The organism is Nonomuraea sp. ATR24 (assembly GCF_041950485.1).
Taxonomy (GTDB): domain Bacteria; phylum Actinomycetota; class Actinomycetes; order Streptosporangiales; family Streptosporangiaceae; genus Nonomuraea; species Nonomuraea ceibae.
Genome location: NZ_JBGNUU010000002.1, coordinates 518955 through 539276, shown reverse-complemented (window position 1 = coordinate 539276; position 20322 = coordinate 518955). Strand labels below are relative to the sequence as shown.

Sequence of the window (20322 nt, the reverse complement as noted above, 5' to 3'; positions counted from 1 at the left end):
CCCGCCAGTCCGGGGGTGCCGAAAGTCACGGCCGCCGATGCTGACGATCGGCACAGGCGCCGGTCGGCGGCCCCCGCCTAACGTCCGGGACATGTCATCAACGCCCGCCGTCGAGGCGGAACGACTGCACAAGCGCTACGGGCCCAAGGTCGCCGTCGAGGACGTCAGCCTGTCGATCGACGCCGGGGAGATCTTCGGCATCCTCGGACGCAACGGGGCAGGCAAGACGACCACCGTGGAGCTGATCGCCGGGCTGCGGCGGCCCGACCGCGGCGCGGTCCGCGTCCTCGGCCTGGACGCGCGGCGCGACCGGGCCCGGCTGCGCCAGGTCCTCGGCGTCCAGTTGCAGGACGCCACCCTGCACGCCGCGCTCACCGTGTCCGAGCTGGTCCGCCTGTACGCGACCTTCTACCGCGACCCGGTGCCGGCCGGGGAGCTGATCGAGTCGGTCGGCCTGACCGCCTCGGCCCGCAACCGGTTCGAGAGCCTGTCCGGCGGCCAGCAGCAGCGGCTGTCGATCGCGCTCGCCCTCGTCGGGCGGCCCCGCGTGGTGATCCTCGACGAGCTCACCACCGGGCTCGACCCCGAGGCGCGCCGCCAGATGTGGTCCACCGTCGAGCGGATGCGCGACTCCGGCGTGACCATCCTGCTCGTCAGCCACGCGATGGAGGAGGTCGAGCGGCTGTGCGACCGGGTCGCGCTGCTCGACGCGGGCCGGGTCGTCGCCCTCGGCTCGCCTGCCGGGCTCGTCGAACGCGCCGGGTTCGCCCAGCGGATCACCTTCCACGCGGCGACGCCCGTACCGGAGGGCCTGCTGGAAGGGCTTCCCGGCGTCGAGCGGGTGCGCGCCGACGGCGGCCGGGTCGTCGTCGAGGGGCACGGCGAGCTGCTGCAGGCCGTCAGCGTCGCGCTCGTGCGCGCCGGCGTCGTGGCCACCGAGACCCGCAGCGAGCGGGCCGGGCTGGAGGACGCGTTCGTCGCGCTGACCGGGCACCGGCTCGGCGCCGAGGAGGAGGACCCCCGATGACCGACGTCACCGCGCACCGGCCGGGCCCGCGCGCCTTCGGCACGCTGCTGGTCTGCGAGCTCAAGATGGTGGCCCGCGACACCGCCGGGCTGATCGTGCCGATCGGCCTGCCGATGCTCATCCTGGTGATGAACGCCTCCGCCGCCGGGGGTCAGAGCGTCGGCAACGGCCGGACCGCGCTCGACGTGTACGTGCTGCCGCTGGTGTTCACGATGGTCGCGGCCACCACCGGCGTCGTCAACATGCCGAGCTTCCTGGCCTACTACCGGCGCAGCGGCATCCTGCGCCGCCTCGGCGTGACGCCCGCCTCGCCGCTGATGGTGCTGGTCGCGCAGGCCGCGGTCGGGGTGGCGCAGATCGCCGTGGGCATCGCCGCCGCCTGGGTGCTCGCCCTGCTGGCCTTCGGCGCGAACCCGCCTGTGCGCGCGGGCGCCGCGGTCGGCGTGCTGGCGCTGATGGTGGCCGCCATGTACGCCACCGGGCTGATCGTCGCGGCGCTGTCGCCCACGCCGAACTCCGCCGTGGCGATCGGCCTGACCCTGTTCTTCCTGCTGGGGGCCACCGGCGGCATGTTCGGCGGGCGCGACAGCCTGCCGGGGCCGGTCGCCGCGGTGGGGGAGTGGCTGCCGTTCGGCGCCGGGGTCGAGGCGCTGTCGGCGGCCTGGGCGGGCGCCCCGGTGCAGGGCGCCCACCTGATCGGCCTGGCCGGCTGCGTGGTCGTGGGGACGGCCGTCGCCTCAGCCTTCTTCCGCTGGGACTGACCCGCTCACGGCTTGCTGAGCTTGATGAGGAGGGCGTCGTGGTCGGTGTGCGTCATCCCGAACGTGGAGCGGCCGGTGAAGACGAAGTCGTTGCTGAAGATCACGTGCTGGACGTCGCCGTCGCCCTTGCGGACGTTGCCCGCGGGCACGCACTTCTGGACGTTCTCCGGGTCGGAGGTGTCGTACTCCAGGTTGAAGTCACCGCCGACGACCGTCTTGCCGGAGATGCCCTCCTCCGACCTGATGTACGGCACGGCGTCGAACATCAGCGCCCGGCACTGCGCCAGCGCGATCGCCTCGCTCGCCGCGCTCAGGTGGGTGGCGCACGACAGGTGGTCGCCGATCGCGTACGCGCAGGCGAACGTGCGCACCTCGTTGCCGCTGTCCTGCGTCGTGTACTGGCCGGCCCAGCCGTCGGCCCCCTGCCACAGGTCCGCGGGGACCCGGCCGAGCACCGCGTTGCCGTACGTGCCGCCGTTCGTGCAGGTGATCGGCTGGCCGGTGGCCTTGTTGAGCGCAGGCTGGAAGACGGAGTACGTCCAGTCGTCCGGCCACGCCTCGGCCAGCGACGGCTGCAGGTAGTCCGGCAGGTCGACGGAGCAGATCTCGTTCAGCGTCACCAGGTCGGGGGCCAGCACGTAGATCAGGTCGCCGCCCTCGAAGACGGCCTGCCCGTCGGCGTAGCAGGCGGCCTTGCCGCTGTTGCACAGGTTGAGCTGGAGCTCGTGGAACGCCCGCGCGGCCCGCGCCCGCTGCGGCGAGGCGGTCCTGGCCGTGCCGCCGCGGGCCTTCGCGGTCAGCTCCGCGGCCTTGGCGCCCATCGGCGGGAGGCTCGTGACGGCCAGCGGCTCCACCTTCACGGGCGCGGCCCCGGCGGCGCCCGGCGGCTACCAGGCGCGGGTGCGCCCCGCCCACACGTTGCGGGCGCGCAGCAGGGTGTCTCCGGTGGGCCCCGGCAGCTGGTCGGCCCAGCCGGCGTCGCCGGGCCCGTCCAGCCCGGAGGCGTACGAGCCCATCTGCAGGTTGATGATGAGGCGCTGCGGGACGCCGGCCCAGTTCCTGCCCCGGTGGGTGGCCACCCACGTGCCGTCGAGGTAGTAGTCGATCATGACGTCGGGGCCCTGCTTGTACATCCACACCCGGTACGTGTGCCAGGCCGCCGGGTCGGCGACGGGGACCTTTGCCCGGGTGACGAAGTGGTCGCCGCCGGACTCCTCGCCCTCGTCGCCGCTGGAGGTCTTGTTCCAGGTGTTGAAGAGGTTCGTGGAGTCGCCCACGTACTCCAGGATGTCGCTCTCCGGCGGCCACGCCGGCCACTCGCCGGTTGTCCAGAACGCAGGCCAGACGCCCGGCCCGGTCTGCGCGCTGAACTCGCCCTCGATGTCGTACTCGGGGAACTGGTCGTCGACCAGGATCAGCTCCTTGGCGTGGACGGCGCCCGAGCGGTACCAGAGCGGGGCGTGCGGTGCGTGGGGGCTGGTGCCCTGCGCCGCCGCGAGCCGGGTCGCCGTCAGGGTGAGCACGCCTTCCGACAGCGTGATCTGGCCGGCGTGCATCAGCGCGGCGCCGTTGTGCGTGTCCGCGTCGCCGTCCCACGGGTAGAGGCGGTTCCACTCCTGGTCGAACGCGGCCCAGCTGCTGAAGGAGGACTTCTCGATGATGTTCTCCCACGTCGCCTCGGCGCGGTGGGGCCGGGGGCCGGGCGGCGAGGCGGCGGCCCGCACCCCGGTGGGGAGGGCGGCCAGCCCCAGGGACAGGCCGCAGACGGTCAGGAGCCGTCGCCGGTCGATGTCACGCTCAGCCATGGTGCCCTTCACCGGGGGTCAGTGATCATGGTCAACCGGCATAAGTATGCCCCAGGACGCGAGGTTCCGCGAGAGGGGGATCGCCGGCCCCTGACCGAGGTGCGGGAGCGCGCTCCGAGGGCAGGAGATCGCCATGAAAGGGAAACTCCTGCTGAAGATCGCGCTCGGGGTCACCGCCGCCGCCGTCGCCGGAACGCTCGCCACCGACGCGCGCTCCGCCTGGTACCGGCGGCTGGCGAAACCGTCGTGGCAGCCCCCGCCGCAGGCGTTCGGCCTGGTGTGGACGCCCCTGTACGGGCTCATCACCTACGCCGGCGTCCGGGCCCTGTCGAACGGGCGGGAGGAGGACCGGCGGGCGTTCCGCGGCGCGCTGGCCGCCAACCTGCTCCTCAACGCCGCCTGGCCGGCCCTGTTCTTCCGGGCGCACGCCCCGCGCGCGGCGCTCGCCGAGATCGCCGTGCTGAACGCCTCCAACGCGCTGCTCGTCCGCCGGGGCTGGACGGCCGACCGCCGCGCCGGGCTGCTCCTGCTGCCCTACGCCGGATGGACGCTGTTCGCCACCGCGCTCAACGCCGCCATCGCCCGCAAGAACCCCGGAGCCTGAACAGCCGGGTCAGGCGGACCCGGTCAGGAACGCGCGGATCTCGGGGACCAGCTCCTCGTGCGCGTCCTCCAGCACGTAGTGCCCGGCCCGGGGGAAGACGCGCACCCGGGCCGCGGGCAGGCGGCGGCGCCACTCGGCCAGCACGGCCGGGTCGAACACCGGGTCGCGCAGCCCCCACCCGACGAACGCCGGCAGCCCGGCGAACAGGTCCAGCCGCCGGGCGGTCCCCTCCAGCAGCGGCCACGCCGGATCGCCCGGCCGCAGCGGGATGTCGTGCACGAACCGCTGCACGGCCACCCGGTGCGCGGGCCGGTCGTACGGGGCCAGGAAGGCCGCCCGCACGTGCGCGGGCATGCGGCGGCGCACGCCGAGCGGACGCCAGGTGGCGGCCCGCGCGAACAGGTTGTGCCGCAGGAACAGCCGCGCCCCCAGCCGGGTGCGGCGCAGCACCCACAGCGGCGCCCGCAGCGGCAGCCGGACCCGTTCGCCGTGCGGGTTCGGGAAGGCCGCCGTGTTGAGGATGACCAGGCGGGCGACCCGGCCCGGGTGGCGGCAGGCCCACGCCATGCCGATCGGCCCGCCCCAGTCGTGCATGACCAGCGTCCACCCCCGGCCGGGCGCGCCCCGGCGGGCGATGAGATGCCCCACCAGCGCGTCCAGGTCGTCGACGCGCGAGGCGAGCGTGTGCTCGTACTCCTCGGCGGACGGCTTGTCCGACAGGCCCATGCCGAGATGGTCCGGCGCCACGCAGCGGAACCGGTCCCGCAGCGCCGCGACCGGCCGCCGCCACAGGTAGCTCCAGGACGGGTTGCCGTGCACGAACAGCACCGGCGGCCCCGCCCCCTCGTCCACGTAGTGCTGGCGCAGCCCGCCCCGGGACGGATGCGCGTACCAGTGGGACGTGAACGGGTAGCCGGGGAACCGGGTCACGGGGCCTCCGAGAGGTGCGCGGCCAGGCGGGCCAGCCCGTCGGCCATGCTCACGCGCGGCCGGTAGCCGAGGTCGCGGCGCGCGGCCGAGATGTCGAACCAGTGCGCGGTCGACGCCTGCTCCACCAGGAACCGGGTGAGCGGCGGTTCCCAGCCGTCCCGCACACCGGCCAGCCGCTCCAGGACGAAGGCCGCCGCCCGCGCCGCCCGGACCGGCAGCCGCCGCCGCACCGGCGGCAGCCCGGCCGCGGCCAGCAGCGCGTTCACCCACTCGCCGAAGCCGCACGGCTCGCCCTGCGTGACGAAGTACGCCCGCCCGCACAGCGGCGACCCGGGCCGCAGCCGGTCCAGGGCCAGCACGCAGGCGTCCGCCGCGTTGTCCACGTAGACGGTGTCGATCGTCCGGTCCTCGCGGCCCAGCAGCCACAGCCGCCGCCGGTTCGCCACGAACCCGGGCAGGAAGTGCGGATCGCCCGGCCCCCAGACCAGGTGCGGGCGCAGCGCCACGGCCGGGACGGGCCCCGCCAGCACGATCCGCTCGGCCATCGCCTTCGTGCGCGGGTAGGCGGCGGTGAAGCGGGTGGCGTACGGGACGGACTCGTCGACGCCCTCCAGGTCGCGCCCGTCGTGGACGACGCTCGGCGACGACACGTGCACCAGCCGCGCGCCGCCGGCCGCGCACGCGTCCAGCACGTTGCGGGTGCCGTCCACGTTGACCTCGCGGAAGTCCCGGTAAGCGCCGTACGTCCCCGTCATGGCCGCGCAGTGCACCACGGCCTCGCAGCCGTCCACTGCGGCGCGCACGGCGGCCGGGTCGCGGACGTCCGCCAGGCACTGGGTGACGCCGAGCGCCTCCAGCCCGGCGTGCCGGCGGCGGTGCAGGGCGCGCACGCTGTCGCCGCGCCCGGCCAGGAGGCGGCACACGGCCAGGCCGAGGAACCCGCCGCCCCCGGTCACCAGAACGTTCACAGCCGCCGCCCGGCCCAGACGCCGAGCAGATCGCGGCGGATCTTGCTGTTGTGCCGGGCGTCCACCGGGAACCGCGGATGCGCCAGCACGTCGCGCAGCCCCGCCGTGGCCGGGTGCCGCGCGGCCTCCGCCAGCAGCGCGGCCCGTGCCGCGCCGGGCCGGACGCCGTCCTCGGGCTCCACCACCAGCACCGGGCGCGGCCCCGCGCCCACCAGCGCGACCCGGCGCGCCCCCGGCGTCCCCGCCAGCAGCGTTTCGACGTGGTCGGGGTACAGGTCGCCGCCCGGCGCGCGGACGCGCTCGGACCTGCGGCCCGCGAACCACAGCCGGCCGTCCTCGTCCAGCCGGCCCAGGTCGCCCATCCGGTGCCAGACCCGGTCGCCGTCCGCGATCCTGGCCAGGGCGGTCGCGTGGGGATCGTCCAGGTACGGGTCGCTGACGGCGGGGGAGGAGACCACGATCTCGCCGACGGCGCCGGGCGGCGCCACCAGGTCGTCGTCCCACCGGGCGATCGGGTCGTCGGTGACCCCGATGACCCGGACCTCGACCCCCGGCAGCGGCGTGCCCAGACAGGTGCCCATCCCCGGGTGCGCGGCCAGCGCCGCCGTCAGTTCACGCCCCTCGATCGCGGCCACGGGCAGGCACTCGGTCGCCCCGTACACCGACAGCACCCGCGCCCCGCCGGGCAGGCAGGCGCGCACGCGCTCCAGCGTCGGCAGCGACAGCGGCGCGCCCGCCACGGCCACCGTGTCCAGCGAGCCGAGCACCAGCCCCCGGGCCGCGCAGTGCCGGGCCAGCCGGTCCAGCAGCGCGGGCGCGGCGAACGCCGCCGACACCCGGTAGCGGCGGATGTCCTCGGCCAGCGCCGCCGGGTCGAACCGCAGCGGGTGGCGCGGGTCCAGGTCGGGCAGCACGGCGGTCGCGCCGAGCGCCGCGGCCCCCAGCGCGAACGGGACGAACGTCGACAGGACGGACGCGCCCGCGCGGACGGCGTCCAGCCCGGCGAGCAGGTCGAGCTGCGCCGTCAGATGCCGGTGCCGCAACGGCACCCCCTTCGGCGGGCCGGTCGACCCGGACGTGTACGCGATCAGCGCCAGATCGTCGGGCCCGGGCGCGGGAGCGGTGGCGCGGGCGTCGGCACGGGCGGTGGCGCGGGCGGTGGCACGGGCGGTGGCTCGGAGGCCGTCGAGGGTCGGGCCCGGCCAGAACCGGCGCGGCCCGACCGTGATCGTGACGCGGCTGGTGCGCCGCGCCCAGCCCAGCGCCAGCCGGGCCGCCTGGGCGAGCGGCACGCCGATGAACGCCTCCGGCTCCGCCCGCGCCAGGCACCGCCGCACCGCCGCCCACGGCAGCCCCGGATCGACCATGACCGGCACCGCCCCCAGCCGCAGCAGCGACAGCGCCAGCACGCCGAGCTCCACGCCCGGGAACACCAGCAGCACCGTCCGCATGCCCGGACGCACCCCGGCGAGCGCCAGCGCGGCCGTCGTCTCCCGCACCGCCTCGGCCGTCTCCGCGTAGCTGACCGCGTGCGGCGCCCGCCCGCCCACCTGGCAGGCGACCGCGTCCGGCCGGTCGGCGGCCCACCGCTCGGCCCGCGTGACCAGCTCGCTCACCGGCGCCGGCGTCACCACCGCACCACCACCGTGCCGGCGCTGAACCCGCTCGCCAGCCCGACGAGCGCGACCAGGTCGCCGCGCCGCACCCGCCCCGAGGCGACCGCCTGGGCGAGCTGGACCGGCAGCGTCGCCGCCACCAGGTTGCCGTGCTGGGCGATGGTGACGACCACCTTGCCCTGCGGGATCCCGACGTGGTCGCAGAACTTCCACAGCGCGGGCAGCGACGCCTGGTGCACGCACACGGCGGCGAAGTCGTCCCAGGTGAGGCCGAGCGCGGCGAGCGGGTCGGTGAAGACGGCGTGGTCGGTCGCCTCGATGCCGCGCACCAGCTCGACGGCGTCGACGGTGAGCGGCCGGATGACCGGCCAGTCGGACGCCGGGTCGGAGGTCAGGTTGAGCAGCGGCACGGTGGCGGCGTCCCACCCGAGCGACTGGGCGGCGAACCGGTGGCCGAGCACGCCCGGCTCCACGGAGGGCTCCAGCAGCAGCGCGGCCCCGGCGTCCGACACCGTGTAGGCGGCGGCGATCGTCAGGAACTCGTCGGCCCCGGACAGCGTCCACGGCATGAACGCGGTCGGCAGCTCGCCGCAGCAGATCAGCACCCGCCGGTGGCGGCCCGTGACGATGAGCGCCTCGGCCACCTGGATCGCGTTCAGCACGCTGTTGCAGGCGTTGCGCACGTCGAACACCGGGCAGCCGGCGCCCAGCTTCGCCGCCACGATGTGCGCGGTCGCCGGTTCGATGAGGTCGATGGTCACCCCCGCGTAGACGAGCAGGTCGAGGTCGCGCGCGTGCAGGTCGCGCTCGGCCAGCAGCGCGCGGGCCGCGTGCGCGGCCAGGTCGGACGGCATCTCGTGCGGCGGCGCGACATGCCTGCGCCGCACCCCGCTGGCCTTGTGGATCACGCTCCGGGGCAGGTCCATCCCCGGGTTGCGGGCGGCGAGCCGGTCCTCCAGCTCGGCCGTGGTCATCGTGGTCTCGGGCAGGTGGGCGGCCACTCCGGCCACCCGGGCGTGAACGGCGGTCATGCGCCTCCTCCTCAGGAAGCCGGGCGCGAGGCCTGCAGCCCCAGGTGGAGGAGCACCGTGCGGGCGATGTCGCTGACGGTCCCGGCCCCGCGGATCAGCTCCATCGGCGGGATGTCCACCGCGAACGCGTGCCGCATCGACAGCAGGAGCTGCGTGGCCATGAGCGAGTCGAGGCCGTACTCGTCCAGCCGCCGGTCCGGGTCGATGTCGGCGGCCGGGACCAGCAGCACCGACGACAGCAGCTCGGTGATCTGCTCGACGACGTACGCGTGCGCCTCCTCGGCGTCCATCAGGGCCAGCTTCCCCAGCAGGTCCTCGACGTCGGGGGCCTGGTCGGCGCCGGGCGGCAGCACCGCCGACAGCCACGGCCGCCGCAGCCCCGGGAGCGCCTGGCGCAGCCTGGCCCAGTCGCAGCGGCCGATCACGGCCACGTCGGAGCCGTCGGCCAGCATGTCGTCCACGGCGGCCAGCGCCACGGCCGGGTCCATGGAGCCGATGCCGAGCCTGGCCAGCGCCTCCGCCTGGGTGCCGTGCGCCAGCACGCCGGTGCCGGCCAGCGCGCCCAGGCACACCGCGAGCGCGGGCAGGCCCCGGGCCCGCCGCCGCCTGGCCAGCGCCTCCAGGAACAGGTTCGCCGACACGTACGGCGACTGCCCGATGTTGCCGATCGTCGTCAGCGACGAGTACAGCACGAACGCCTCCAGCGGCAGCCCCGCCGTGAGCTCGTCCAGCACCAGCGCACCCGCGATCTTCGGCCGCAGGACCTCCCGGAACCGGTCGTCGGACAGGTCCGCGAGCGCGGCGTCGTCGAGCGTCATGGCGGCGTGCACGACGCCGCGCACCGGGTGCCCGGCCTCGTCGAGCTCGCGCAGCAGGCGGGCCACGGCGTCGCGGTCGGCGACGTCGGCCGCGTGCGCCGTGGCCTCCGCGCCGAGCCCGCGCAGCTCCGCCAGCAGCGCGTCCGCCTCCGGCGTGGCCGCGCCGCGCCTGCTGACCAGCGCCAGCCGCCGCACCCCCGCCCCCGCCAGGCGCCGCGCGGTCTCCGCGCCGAACCCGCTCAGACCACCCGTGATCAGGTACGTGCCCGAGCCCCGCCGCACGGCGGGACGGAAGCGCACCAGGCCCGGCTCGTCCCGGGGATCCAGCGAGACCACGACCTTCCCGATATGCCGGGAATGCCGCATGAGCGCGAACGCGTCCGCCACGCGCTCCGCCGGGAACACCGTGTGCGGCAGCGGACGCATGTCCGTCACCGTCAGGAGCGTCGCCATGTGCTCGGCCATCAGCGCCGGGTCCTTCCACATGAGCGTGCCCACGTCCACGCCGTAGAACGCGATGTTGTCCCCGAACGGCCGCAGCGCCAGATGCCGGCTCTCGTAGATGTCGCGCTTGCCCAGCTCGACGAAGCGCCCCCCGTGCCGCAGGCACTCCAGGCTCCGGCTCACGGCCTCCCCGGCCAGCGAGTTCAGCACGATGTCCACGCCCCGGCCGCGGGTCAGCTCCCGCACCTGCTCGGCGAAGCGCAGGCTCCGCGAGTCCAGCACGTGCGCCGCCCCCAGCGCCCGCAGCAGGTCCCGCTTGGCCTCGCTGCCCGCCGTCGCGATCACCTGCGCCCCGGCCGCCCGCGCGTACTCCAGCGCCGCCAGCCCGACCCCGCCCGCGCCGCCGTGCACCAGCACCGTCTCGCCCGCCCGGATCCTCGCGCAGTGATGCAGCGCGTGATGAACGGTCGAGTACGGCATCGGCAGCGTGGCCGCTCCGGCGAAGCCGAGCCCGTCCGCGATGCGGATGGCCGTCCACTCCTCGATCACCGCATGGCTGCCGAACCCCACCGGCCCGGCCGCCGCCACCCGGTCCCCCGGCCGCAACCGCGTCACGCCCGGCCCCACGGCCACGACCGTCCCGGCGCACTCCAGGCCCAGCTCGTGCCCGCCGAACACGGCCTCCACGGCCTCCGACGGCAGCAGGCCCACCGCGAACATGACGTCCCGGTAGTTCAGCCCGATCGCCCCCACCTCGACCAGCGCCTGCCCCGGGCCCGGCTCCGGCCGCGCGGTCCGCTCCCACACGAGCTCGTACGCCAGCCCCGGATCCCGCACCGCCAGCCGGTACGCGTCCCCGGCGGCCGCCCGCACGGCCGGCGGCGCCGACCGCACCAGCCGAGGCGTGAACCGCCCCGCCCGCGCCAGGAGGATCTCGTCGTCGTCGCCCGGCTCCAGCAGCTCCGCCGCCAGCCGCTCCGCGTCCCGGCGCGCGTCGCCGCCCCGGTGCAGGCACACCCGCCGGGCGTCCAGCCGCGGCTGCTCGTTCCCCAGCGACCGCACCGTCCCCCACGTGGCCGCGTCCTCCGCGTGCACCTCCCCGCCCTCCGGCTCAGGCAGCGCCCCGCACGGCCGGGCCACCAGCCACAACCGCACCGGCAGGCTCTGCGGCAGCTCCTCACAGGCCACCGCCAGCCCCCGAAGCACCCCCGCCCGCCGTACGACCCGCCCCACAACCTCATGCGGCACGCCGACGCCCAGCGCCCCGCCACCCTCGGCCGGCCCGGCGGCCTCCAGCGGCTCGCCGACCTCCGGGGGTGTGGTGGCTGACCGCGGCTCGGTGGCGTCTGAGGGCGCGGGGGTGTCCGGTTCGGCAGGCTCTCCCAGGATCAGGGCGTACGTGATCCTGTCGGCTGTGGAGGCGTGGGCGGCCCACACGGCGGCGTCGTCGCCGGGAGGGGCCACCACCGCCTGGCCGCCGCGCTCCCGCAGCAGCGCCGCGAGCTCGGCGACCACCGGGTCGCCGGCATCCTCCGCGATGAGGACCCAGGTGCCCTCAGCCCCGCCGTCAGGCAGCGCCGCCCGGTCCGCGGACGCGCCGGCGGGGGAGGTCGCGAGCAGCACCGAGAAGCCGCCCACGTCAGGGTCTTCCTCGGGCCCGGCCCGCACCACATCGGCGTAGCCCGCCTCGGCCAGCAGCTCCGTCCACTGCCGCGCGGACCGCGTCGGCGCGTCCGGCGGCGCGTCCCGGAACTCCGGCGTCAGCTCCGGCAGCGGCAACGGCGGCCCCTCCCGGTGCGGCACCGCCGCAAGCAGCTTCCCGCCGGGCGCGAGCAGCCGCCCCAGCCCGCGCAGCGCCCCGGCCACGTCCCGGGCCGCATGCAGGCACCCGCCCGCCACCACCAGGTCGAACGCGCCTTCCGCATACCCCTGCTCGCCCGGGTCCACGTCCAGGTCGAGCAGCCCGAAGTCGACGACGTCCGCCCCGGACAGCCGCTGCCGCAGCCGGGCCAGCGCCGGTTCCGCCACGTCGGTGACGGTGTAGCGGGTCCGGTCGACCGGCAGGACCGGCAGCAGCGCCGCCGTGGTGCCGCCGGTGCCCGCCCCCACCTCCAGCACGCGCAGCGGCCGATCCACCGGCCACCCCTGGACGACCTGCTCGACCAGCGCCCGCGCGATCCGGTTCGCGAACAGGCTCGCCGGCCCGATGTCGTGATACTGCTCCAGCAGGTCGGCGGCCCCGTCCGCGCCGAGCACGTCGGCCGCCTCGACCTCTCCGGCCAGCACCTCCCGCAGTCGCGTCGCGGCCCGCACCGCCAGCGCCGTCTGCGCCGGGAACGCCGCCCCCGCCTCTACCAGCCTCCGCAGGTCCGGCGCACCCCCGACCAGGCGTACGCTCCCGTCGCCGTGCCGCTCCAGCACCCCGTACCGCTCCAGCAGCGGCAACGCCGCCCGCACCAGCTCCCGATGCCGTGGCTCCCGGCACACACCGATCAGCCCCTCCACGTCCAGCCCTCCGCCGCCCGGCCGGCTCGCGCCGGTCGGCCGGCTCCCGGTCGGCGACGCGCTCTCGGCGCCCGGCGCGCTCTCGGCCGCCGGTACGTTCTCGGCGGCCGGTTCGGCTTCGCCGGTGGTCAAGGCCGCCAGCGCCGCGGCGAGGGCGTGGGCGGAGGTCTCCTCCAGGAGGGCCGCGTACGCCGGATAGCGCAGGTCCCGCCAGGCCGAGCGCGCTTCGGCCAGCCGGTCGGCGGCGCCGGCGAGTAGCGCGGCCGGAGAGGGGCCCGGCCAGGCGGCGGCGGGGTCGGTGGGGCGGGGGGCCGCGCGCAGCTCGACGTGGTAACGCTCGGGCCGGGTCGTGTGGGTGCCCGGCATGCGGCGCAGCCGGACGCCGTCCATCTCGGCCGCCACCCGGCCGTCCGTCCCGGTGATCGTGATGTCCCAGCACACCTCCTCCAGGCTGCTGGAACGTTCCCGTACGTGCAGGAAGCCCTCCGGGTCCGGCCTGCCCCACACGCGGACGGCGCCGATCGCCGCGGGCATGTAGCCGGTGCCGTCCACCAGCAGGTCCACCAGCCACAGCACGCCCGCTTGGAGGGCGCTGTCGAGCAGCACCGGGTGTGCCTCGTAGCGCTCGTCCTGCTGGTCCGGGCAGGTGTACGCGCCCAGCACCTCACCCGGCGCCCGCCACAGCCCCGTGAGCACCCGGAACGTCGGCCCCCACGCCATCCGCCCCTCGGCCGCCCGCGCGTAGTAGGCGGGCACGTCGACGGGCTCGGCGACGCGGGCGCGCAGCTCGGCCAGGTCGAGCGGCGGCGGGGCGGTACGCAGCAGCGGCCGCACCCGCGCCCGGAAGTGCTCGCGCGAATGCTGCCCGCGCCGATTCGTGCTCGACACGGTGATCATGCCCGTCTCTGCGGACAGCGACGTCTGCACGCAGACCGGCTCCCCGCTCGGGGGCGGCACCACCAGGGCGCGGGTGATGCTCGCCCGGTCGATCTCGACCGCGTCGGCCGCCTCCGGGATCGCGTGCCGCCCGGCGGCCAGCGCCATCTCCAGGTAGCCGGTCGCGGGCATCACGGCGGCCCCGGCCGCCCGGTGGTCGTTCACCCACGGCACGCGTACCTGGTCGATCTCCCCGTACCAGGACGGTTCGAGCGTCGGCAGCCGCTGGCCCAGCAGCGGGTGCACGATCGCCGGGTCGCCGATGGAGCGCGCCCAGCTCAGCGGGCCGCCGGTCCAGTGGCGCTGCCGCTGCCACGGGTAGGCGGGCAGCGACCGCACCACGCCGGGGCGCGGGAAGTACCGGTCCCAGTCGATCTCACCCCCGGCCGCCACGACCCCCGCCACCGCCGCCCCGACCGCCGCCGGCCCCCCGGCCACCACAGCCCCGGCTGCCACCCCCACCGGAGCATCCGTGGCGAGGGTTTCCCCCGGGCCGTCCGCCGGAGCGGGGTGCGCGCCGTTCGCGGGGGCGCCCTCCGTCCCGGGATCAGGCGCGTCTTCCGCGCTGCTCGCCGGGGCGTCTTCCGCGCTGTCCGTGGTGGCGTCTTCCGTGCCGCCGTCACCCGGGGCCTCGTTCGCGAAACCCGCCGGGGACTGGTCCGCTCCCACGGCGGGGGCGTCCTCCGCGCCGTTCGCGGGGGGCTGCGGGGTGTCGGGTGCGGGGTCGGTCGCCGGGGGGCGGTGGAGGGTGGGGATGAGGGCGGTGCGGGTGTGGGCGGCGGCGGAGAGGCGGCGCAGGTAGGAGCGGAGCACCGGGTGGGGCCCGACCTCCACCAGCACGTCGTACCCGTCGGCGAGCACCCGGTCCACCGCCTCCGCGAACCGCACGGGCCGCCGTACGTTCTGCCACCAGTACGTGGCATCGAGCTCCTCGCCGGTCAGCGTCTCGCCCGAGACCGTCGACACCATGGGGATCCGCGCCCGAGACGGCCGCAGCCCCTCCAGCGCCGCGCAGAGCGGTTCGCGTACGGCGTCCATGGCGGCGCTGTGGAACGGATACTCCACGTCCAGCTCGCGGTAGAAGACCTCGCGCGCCGCCAGGTCCTCGCCCAGCAGCTTGAGCGCGCCCTGGGGCCCGGCGACGGTCACGTCCCGGGCGGTGTTGACGGCGGCGACCTCCACGCCGGGGTAGCCGGCGAGGAGCTGCCGGGCCTCGGCCTCGGGCAGCCCGACGGCCGCCATCCGGCCCTGGCCGCGCGTCGCCGACTGCGCCAGCCCGCGGGCGGCGATCACCCGCGCGGCCTGGGCGGCCGACAGCGCGCCGGAGGTGTACGCGGCGGCGACCTCGCCGACGCTGTGCCCCAGCACCGCCCCGGCCCGTACGCCCGCCGCCTCCAGCATCGCCGCCACCCCGGCCTGCACCGCGAACAGCAGCGGCTGGGCCACCTCGGTCGCCGACAGCCGCCACCGGTCCGGCGGCAGCTCCAGCTCGCGCAGCACCGACCAGCCGAGCCGGTCGGCCAGCTCGCCGTCGACGGCCTCGACGGCCTGCCGGAACGCGGGTTCGCCGAGCAGGTCGGCGCCCATCCCGGCCCACTGCGACCCGTTGCCGCAGAACACCAGGGCGACCCGGCCGCGCTCCACGGCCTCGCCGGTGACCGCCTTGGGCGCCGATGCGCCCGTCCGGGCCTCGTCCCCGGTCGCGTACAGCCTGGACAGGCCGCCCGCCGCCTCCGCGGGGGAGGCGGCGAGCACGACGGCGCGGTGCCGGTGCAGGCCGCGGCGGCGCGCGGCGGTGTAGGCGACGTCGTAGAAGCCGTCCGCGCCTACCGTCTCCAGGTGCGCGGCGGCGCGCGCGACGGCCTCCGTCAGCGCGCCGCCGGAGCGCGCGGACACGACGACGGGCACCGGGACGGCCCCCTCCACCCGCCCCGGCACCCCGGACGCCCCCTCCGACGACGACCCCACCGACGGCGGCGCGGCGACGGCCACGTGCACGTTCGCGCCGCCGAACCCGAACGAGTTCACCCCCACCACCGTCCGCCCGCCCGTCTCGGGCAGCGGGCGCGGCTCGGTGACGATGCTCAGCCCGAGCCCGTCGAAGTCGATGGCGGGGTTCGGCACCGAGGCGTGCAGGGACGCCGGGATCGTCCGGTGCCGCAGCACGAGCAGCGCCTTGAACAGCCCCGGCATGCCGGAGGCGGGCTCCAGGTGGCCGAGGTTCGTCTTGACCGAGCCGATCGGCAGCGGGCCGCTCGACCGGGCCGTGCCGAGCGCCCGTCCCAGCGCGCCACACTCGGCGGGGTCGCCGGCCTGCGTGCCGGTGCCGTGGGCCTCCACGTACGCGACCTCGTCGGGGTCGACGCCGGCCTTCCAGTACACCTGGCGCAGCAGCGCCTCCTGCGCCTCGGTGCTCGGCAGCGCCAGCCCCATCGTGCGGCCGTCGTTGTTGGCGGCGGCGCCGACGATGACGCCGTGCACCCGGTCGCCGTCGGCGAGCGCGTCGTCCAGCAGCTTGAGCACGACCACGCCGCCGCCCTCGGCCCGGACGAACCCGTCGGCGTCGGCCGAGAACGCCCGGCACCGCCCGGTCGGCGACAGCATCGCCGCCTGGCTGAACCCGATGAACCCCATCGGGTTGAGGAGCACGTTCACGCCGCCGGCCAGCGCCGTGCTGGCGGAGCCGTCCGCCAGCGCCCGGCAGGCCCGTTCGACCGCCTGCAGCGCCGACGAGCACGCGGTGTCGATGCTCATGCTGGGCCCGCGCAGGTCGAACGCGTGCGACAGCCGGTTCGCGGCGATCGACAGCGCCATGCCGGACATCGTGTACGGGCCCATCCCGCCGGGTTCGAGCGCCTGCAGCACCCCGTACGACGGGTCGGAGACGCCGACGAACACGCCCGTGTCGCCGCCCGCCAGGCGGGCCGGGTCGATGCCGGCGTCGTCGAACGCCTCGGCCGCCATCTCCAGCAGCAGCCGCTGCTGCGGGTCCATCGAGGCGGCCTCCTTGGGGGAGATCCCGAAGTAGGCGGCGTCGAAGCCGGTGACGTCGTCGAGGAAGCCGCCGGCCCGCGTGTAGCTGCGGTCGAGGCGAGGGATGGACTCGTCGACGTACCGGTCGGCCTCGAAGCGGTCCGGCGGCACGGTGCCGACCAGATCGTCGCCGCGCAGCAGCGCCTGCCACAGTCCGTCGAGGTCGCGGATGCCGCCGGGGAGCCGGCACCCCACGCCCACGATCGCCACCGCCTGGCGCGGCCACGCCTGCCCGTTCCCGCCTGCGCTCATTCCGTCACCCTTCCGCTCGTCCGCGCCCCCATGGCACCACAGCCGTACGTGACCGAATAGCGACTGTTCGTGTTCCTCCCTGGTGACGGTGATGCCTCCCGTTAAGGGATGGTGTGGTGGGCTTTGGAAATCTGGCCAGTGTCGCCGAGAGTAGTCAATTGTGTGCGATGGGTCTCTATACTGTGGCGTGCCGGTTCGCCCGTTCCGGCGACCACACCGCACCTGAGCGGAGGCGGGGCGTGATGTCAGGTGAGCCGGTGCCCGGCCCGGCGGGCGGCACCCGGTGGCGCCGCTTCGCCGCCGTGCTCGTCCCCGCGCTGGCGGCGGCCGCGCTCCTCGTCGGCCTGACCGGCACGGGCGGCGTGGCGGCGTCCTTCGCCCTGTCGGGCGAGCGGTTCAAGGTGTCGGCGGACCGGCTCGTGGGGGAGGGGTTCGCCCAGTACGGCGACGTGGCCGCGACCACCGCCGGGCAGCGGCCGGTCCTCGTCTCGGTGATCGGCAGGGCGCGGATCACCGGCCTGTGCCAGTCCGCGCTCGTCCGCACCCCCGCCGGGCCCGTCACGTTCCTGGTCAGGGCGGGCGACGGTGAGCGGCCCGTGGAGGTCACGAACCTGGTCATCGACCTGCACCAGCTCTCCGGCGACGCCGAGTTCGGCGAAATCGAGATCGGCGTCGACGCCGCCACCCTCGGCGCCCCCGCCGGGCGGACCGGCCGCCGGGGCGACATCGGCCAGCGGGCCGACACCGTGCGCATCACCGGCCTGCGGCAGACCGCCTACGCCGTCAACGCGGGCACCTTCCGGCTCAACGGGCTGCGGCTGAGCTTTCTGCCCGGCGACCACGAGTGCTTCTGATCATGGCCCGATTCCGCCGGTGGCGCCGTAGCCGTCCCTTCTGGGGAGGGCTGTGGGTGATCGCCGGTGGGGCCGTCATCCTGCTCGCGCCGCTCGCCCCGCTCCCGCTTCTCGTCCGGCAGGGCGTCGCCGGGATCTCCGGCTACCTGGCCGGGCTGCTCCTCGTCGCCGCCGGGCTGCTGAGCTGGTGGCAGCTCGGGCAGCGGGTGTTCCTCGGGATCACCGCCATCGCGCTGTCGCTGGGGTCCTTCGTCACGTCCAACTTCGGCGGCTTCGGCGTCGGCATGCTCGCCGGGCTCACCGGCGGCGCCCTGCTGTGCGCCTGGACCCCCGCCGCCCGCCGGGAGCGTCCGGCGCGTGACCCGCTGCGGGCCCTCGCCGCCGTCCCCGTGGCCTTCGCCCTCGCCCTCCCGCACCTCGCCACACCCGCTGAGCCCGCCGAGCCCGCTCGGTCCGGCCTCACGGCCGCGCGGCTGACCGTGCACGGCGCGCGGATCGAGGTGGTGCGCCGGCCCGCGGGCGCCCGGCTCAAGCTGTCCATGTCCGCCGTCGAGATCACCGACGGCCTGCACTGGACCGGCGGCCCCGGCCGGGCCGCCCGGCAGCGCTTCGCCCGGCTGACTCTGTCGGGCGGCGTCGTCCTGTACGTGTCCCGCCTGCGCGCCAAGGTCGGCGGCGTCCCGCTCACGCTCACCCCGGTGCTGCCCCTGCCCGCCCTGCCGCTGCCGTCCATGACGGTCACGGACGTGGAGGCCGACCGGCCCCTCGTCCGCGCCGCCCGCGCCCGGCTCGACGGCCTGACGCAGCGGGCGCTCACCCGCCCCTGACGCAGCGGGCGCTCAGCCGCCCCTGACGCGCCGGGGGTCGATGTGCACCTTCGGCCCGGGCCCGGCCCCGGCCGGACGCCGCCCCGCGAGCACCCCGGCCGTCTCGCCGAGCCCGACGGTGGCGGCCACGAGCGGGCGGGGGTCCACGGAGCCGTCGGCGTAGGCGGCGACGGCCCCCGCCAGCCCGGCGGACCCGCCGAGGACGCCGACGACGGTGACGTCCCTGAGCACCAGGTCGCGCGTGTCGAGCGTGGACGGGCTGCCGGACAGGCCGATGCAGACGACGCGCCGGCCGGGTTCGGCGAGCCGCGCCGCGAGGGCGGGCAGCCCGGCGGCGTTGGAGGCGTCGACGACGGCGTCCCAGGGCGCCGGCGGCAGCGACTCCCGGGTCCAGAGGCGGTCGAAGCCGAGCCGCCGGGCGGGCTCCAGGGAGTCCTCGTCGCGCCCCATCAGGTGGACGCCGAGGCCCCTGGCCCGCGCGAACAGCGCCACGAGCAGGCCGATCGTCCCCGTGCCCAGCACCAGCAGCCGCTCGCCCGGCTCCAGCGCGGCGGCGCGGACGGCCCGCAGCGCGTTGCCGCCCGGCTCGGCCAGCGCCCCCGCCGCGGGGTCCACGGCGCCGGGCAACGGGTGCAGCGCCGTGACGGGCACCGCGACCTGCTCGGCGAGCGCGCCGGGGCGGCCCCGGCTGATCCCGAGCTCCGCCACGTCCGCGCACACGTGGTGGCGGCCCGCCAGGCAGCGCGCGCACCGGCCGCAGCCGAGCATGGTGTCGCCGGTGACGCGCCGCCCCAGCCAGGCCGGGTCGACGCCGTCGCCGGTCGCGCTCACCCGGCCGCACCACTCGTGGCCGGGACGCAGCGGATACCGGGACCGGCCGGTGCGCAGGTAGCTCATCCGGCCGCTGAACAGCTCGGCGTCCGTGCCGCACACGCCGGCCCGCTCGACGTCCACCACCACCTCGCCGGGCATGGCGGCGGGCGGCTCGACCTCCTGGACCTCGGCCCGGCCCGGCCCGGTCAGGACGAGCGCCCGCACTACCGGGGTCCGACGACGCGCTGACGCTGGCGGCCCAGGCGGTCGATGCCCAGCTCGACGACGTCCCCGGGCCGCAGCCAGACCTGCGGGTCGCGGCCCATGCCGACGCCGGGCGGGGTGCCGGTGTTGATCAGGTCGCCGGGCTCCAGCACCATGAACTGGCTCAGATGGTGCACGATCACATACGGGTCGAAGATCATCGTCTTGGTGGAGCCGGTCTGCCGCCGTACCCCGTTGACGTCCAGCCACAGGCCGAGGTCGCGCACGTCGGGGATCTCGTCCGGGGTGACCAGCCACGGCCCGGCCGGGTTGAACGTCTCGGCGGACTTGCCCTTGGACCACTGGCCGCCGCGTTCCATCTGGAAGGCGCGCTCGCTCACGTCGTTGACCACGCAGTAGCCGGCGATGGCGTCGCGTGCCTCGTCCGGCGAGTCCAGGTAGGAGGTGCGGCGGCCGATGACGACGCCCAGCTCGACCTCCCAGTCGGTCTTGGCGGACCCGCGCGGGATGCGCACGTCGTCGTGGGGTCCGACGAGGGTGTTGGGCGACTTGGTGAACAGGATCGGCTCGTCCGGCACCGGCAGCCCGGCCTCGGCGGCGTGGTCGGCGTAGTTGAGGCCGATGCACAGGATCTGGTGCGGCCGGGCGATCGGCGCGCCGATCCGCTCCCCGGCGAACGGCCGGCGCTCGCCCGTGGCGACCCGTTCGGGCAGCAGGGCGATGCGGCCGGAGCCGAAGAACCGCTCGTCGAAGTCGGGCGTGACATCGGAGACGTCGACGTAGTGGGCGTCGTCCACGCGGACGACGGGCTTCTCGGCGCCGGGCGCGCCGATGCGCATGAGTTGCACGAGCGGTTCTCCTCACGGACCGGCC

Annotated in this window: 14 protein-coding genes; 5 read left to right on the top strand and 9 right to left on the bottom strand. The window is 76.1% G+C overall.

Going from position 1 to position 20322, the window contains the following annotated elements; all coding sequences use genetic code 11:
* The first annotated feature begins 91 nt into the window (after nt 1-91).
* Nucleotides 92-1027, top strand: a complete 936-nt coding sequence (locus ACBI99_RS06450) for an ABC transporter ATP-binding protein (RefSeq protein ID WP_219510105.1) — start codon at nt 92-94, stop codon at nt 1025-1027.
* Complete coding sequence (locus ACBI99_RS06445) at nt 1024-1788, top strand: ABC transporter permease (protein WP_219510106.1); 765 nt, start codon at nt 1024-1026, stop codon at nt 1786-1788. The genes ACBI99_RS06450 and ACBI99_RS06445 overlap by 4 nt, the downstream gene beginning before the upstream one ends.
* 5 nt (nt 1789-1793) lie before the next feature.
* On the opposite strand, the gene ACBI99_RS06440 is transcribed toward ACBI99_RS06445, so the two are convergent.
* Both ACBI99_RS06440 and ACBI99_RS06435 read right to left on the bottom strand, forming a co-directional pair.
* Nucleotides 1794-2648 carry an endonuclease/exonuclease/phosphatase family protein gene (locus ACBI99_RS06440; RefSeq protein WP_375071866.1) on the bottom strand — a complete coding sequence of 285 codons (855 nt, stop codon included), beginning with the start codon at nt 2646-2648 and terminating at the stop codon, nt 1794-1796.
* A gap of 27 nt (nt 2649-2675) precedes the next feature.
* Nucleotides 2676-3593, bottom strand: coding sequence for a family 16 glycosylhydrolase (locus ACBI99_RS06435; protein ID WP_375071865.1), 918 nt, complete (start codon nt 3591-3593; stop codon nt 2676-2678).
* Nucleotides 3594-3726: 133 nt separating this feature from the next.
* On the opposite strand from ACBI99_RS06435, the gene ACBI99_RS06430 reads away from it, so the two are divergent.
* Nucleotides 3727-4197 carry a TspO/MBR family protein gene (locus ACBI99_RS06430; RefSeq protein ID WP_375071864.1) on the top strand — a complete coding sequence of 157 codons (471 nt, stop codon included), beginning with the start codon at nt 3727-3729 and terminating at the stop codon, nt 4195-4197.
* Between the two features lie 9 nt (nt 4198-4206).
* Here the strand turns inward: ACBI99_RS06430 and ACBI99_RS06425 are convergent, their stop codons facing one another.
* The 5 genes from ACBI99_RS06425 to ACBI99_RS06405 are packed head-to-tail and all read right to left on the bottom strand — an operon-like array spanning nt 4207 to nt 16730.
* A complete protein-coding gene (locus ACBI99_RS06425) occupies nt 4207-5127 on the bottom strand; it encodes an alpha/beta fold hydrolase (protein WP_364182636.1) in 921 nt (306 codons plus the stop codon).
* Nucleotides 5124-6095: an NAD-dependent epimerase/dehydratase family protein gene (locus tag ACBI99_RS06420; RefSeq protein ID WP_357591068.1), complete on the bottom strand. Its 972-nt coding sequence runs from the start codon at nt 6093-6095 to the stop codon at nt 5124-5126. Before ACBI99_RS06420 ends, ACBI99_RS06425 begins: the two co-directional genes overlap by 4 nt.
* Nucleotides 6092-7729 (bottom strand): fatty acid CoA ligase family protein, encoded by a 1638-nt coding sequence (locus ACBI99_RS06415; RefSeq protein WP_375071863.1) that lies wholly within the window; start codon nt 7727-7729, stop codon nt 6092-6094. Before ACBI99_RS06415 ends, ACBI99_RS06420 begins: the two co-directional genes overlap by 4 nt.
* On the bottom strand, nt 7723-8742 hold the full coding sequence (locus ACBI99_RS06410; protein ID WP_357591070.1) for a 3-oxoacyl-[acyl-carrier-protein] synthase III C-terminal domain-containing protein: 1020 nt from the start codon (nt 8740-8742) through the stop codon (nt 7723-7725). The genes ACBI99_RS06415 and ACBI99_RS06410 overlap by 7 nt, the downstream gene beginning before the upstream one ends.
* Nucleotides 8743-8753: 11 nt before the next feature.
* Nucleotides 8754-16730 carry an SDR family NAD(P)-dependent oxidoreductase gene (locus ACBI99_RS06405; protein ID WP_375071862.1) on the bottom strand — a complete coding sequence of 2659 codons (7977 nt, stop codon included), beginning with the start codon at nt 16728-16730 and terminating at the stop codon, nt 8754-8756.
* A gap of 242 nt (nt 16731-16972) precedes the next feature.
* On the opposite strand from ACBI99_RS06405, the gene ACBI99_RS06400 reads away from it, so the two are divergent.
* Complete coding sequence (locus tag ACBI99_RS06400; protein WP_375071861.1) at nt 16973-17584, top strand: DUF6230 family protein; 612 nt, start codon at nt 16973-16975, stop codon at nt 17582-17584.
* Nucleotides 17585-17586: 2 nt separating this feature from the next.
* Nucleotides 17587-18411 (top strand): DUF6114 domain-containing protein, encoded by an 825-nt coding sequence (locus tag ACBI99_RS06395; RefSeq protein ID WP_375071860.1) that lies wholly within the window; start codon nt 17587-17589, stop codon nt 18409-18411.
* A 12-nt stretch (nt 18412-18423) separates the two neighbouring features.
* Here the strand turns inward: ACBI99_RS06395 and ACBI99_RS06390 are convergent, their stop codons facing one another.
* A complete protein-coding gene (locus ACBI99_RS06390; protein ID WP_375071859.1) occupies nt 18424-19449 on the bottom strand; it encodes a zinc-binding dehydrogenase in 1026 nt (341 codons plus the stop codon).
* Nucleotides 19449-20297, bottom strand: a complete 849-nt coding sequence (locus tag ACBI99_RS06385; RefSeq protein ID WP_375071858.1) for a fumarylacetoacetate hydrolase family protein — start codon at nt 20295-20297, stop codon at nt 19449-19451. The genes ACBI99_RS06390 and ACBI99_RS06385 overlap by 1 nt, the downstream gene beginning before the upstream one ends.
* Between the last annotated feature and the right edge of the window lie 25 nt (nt 20298-20322).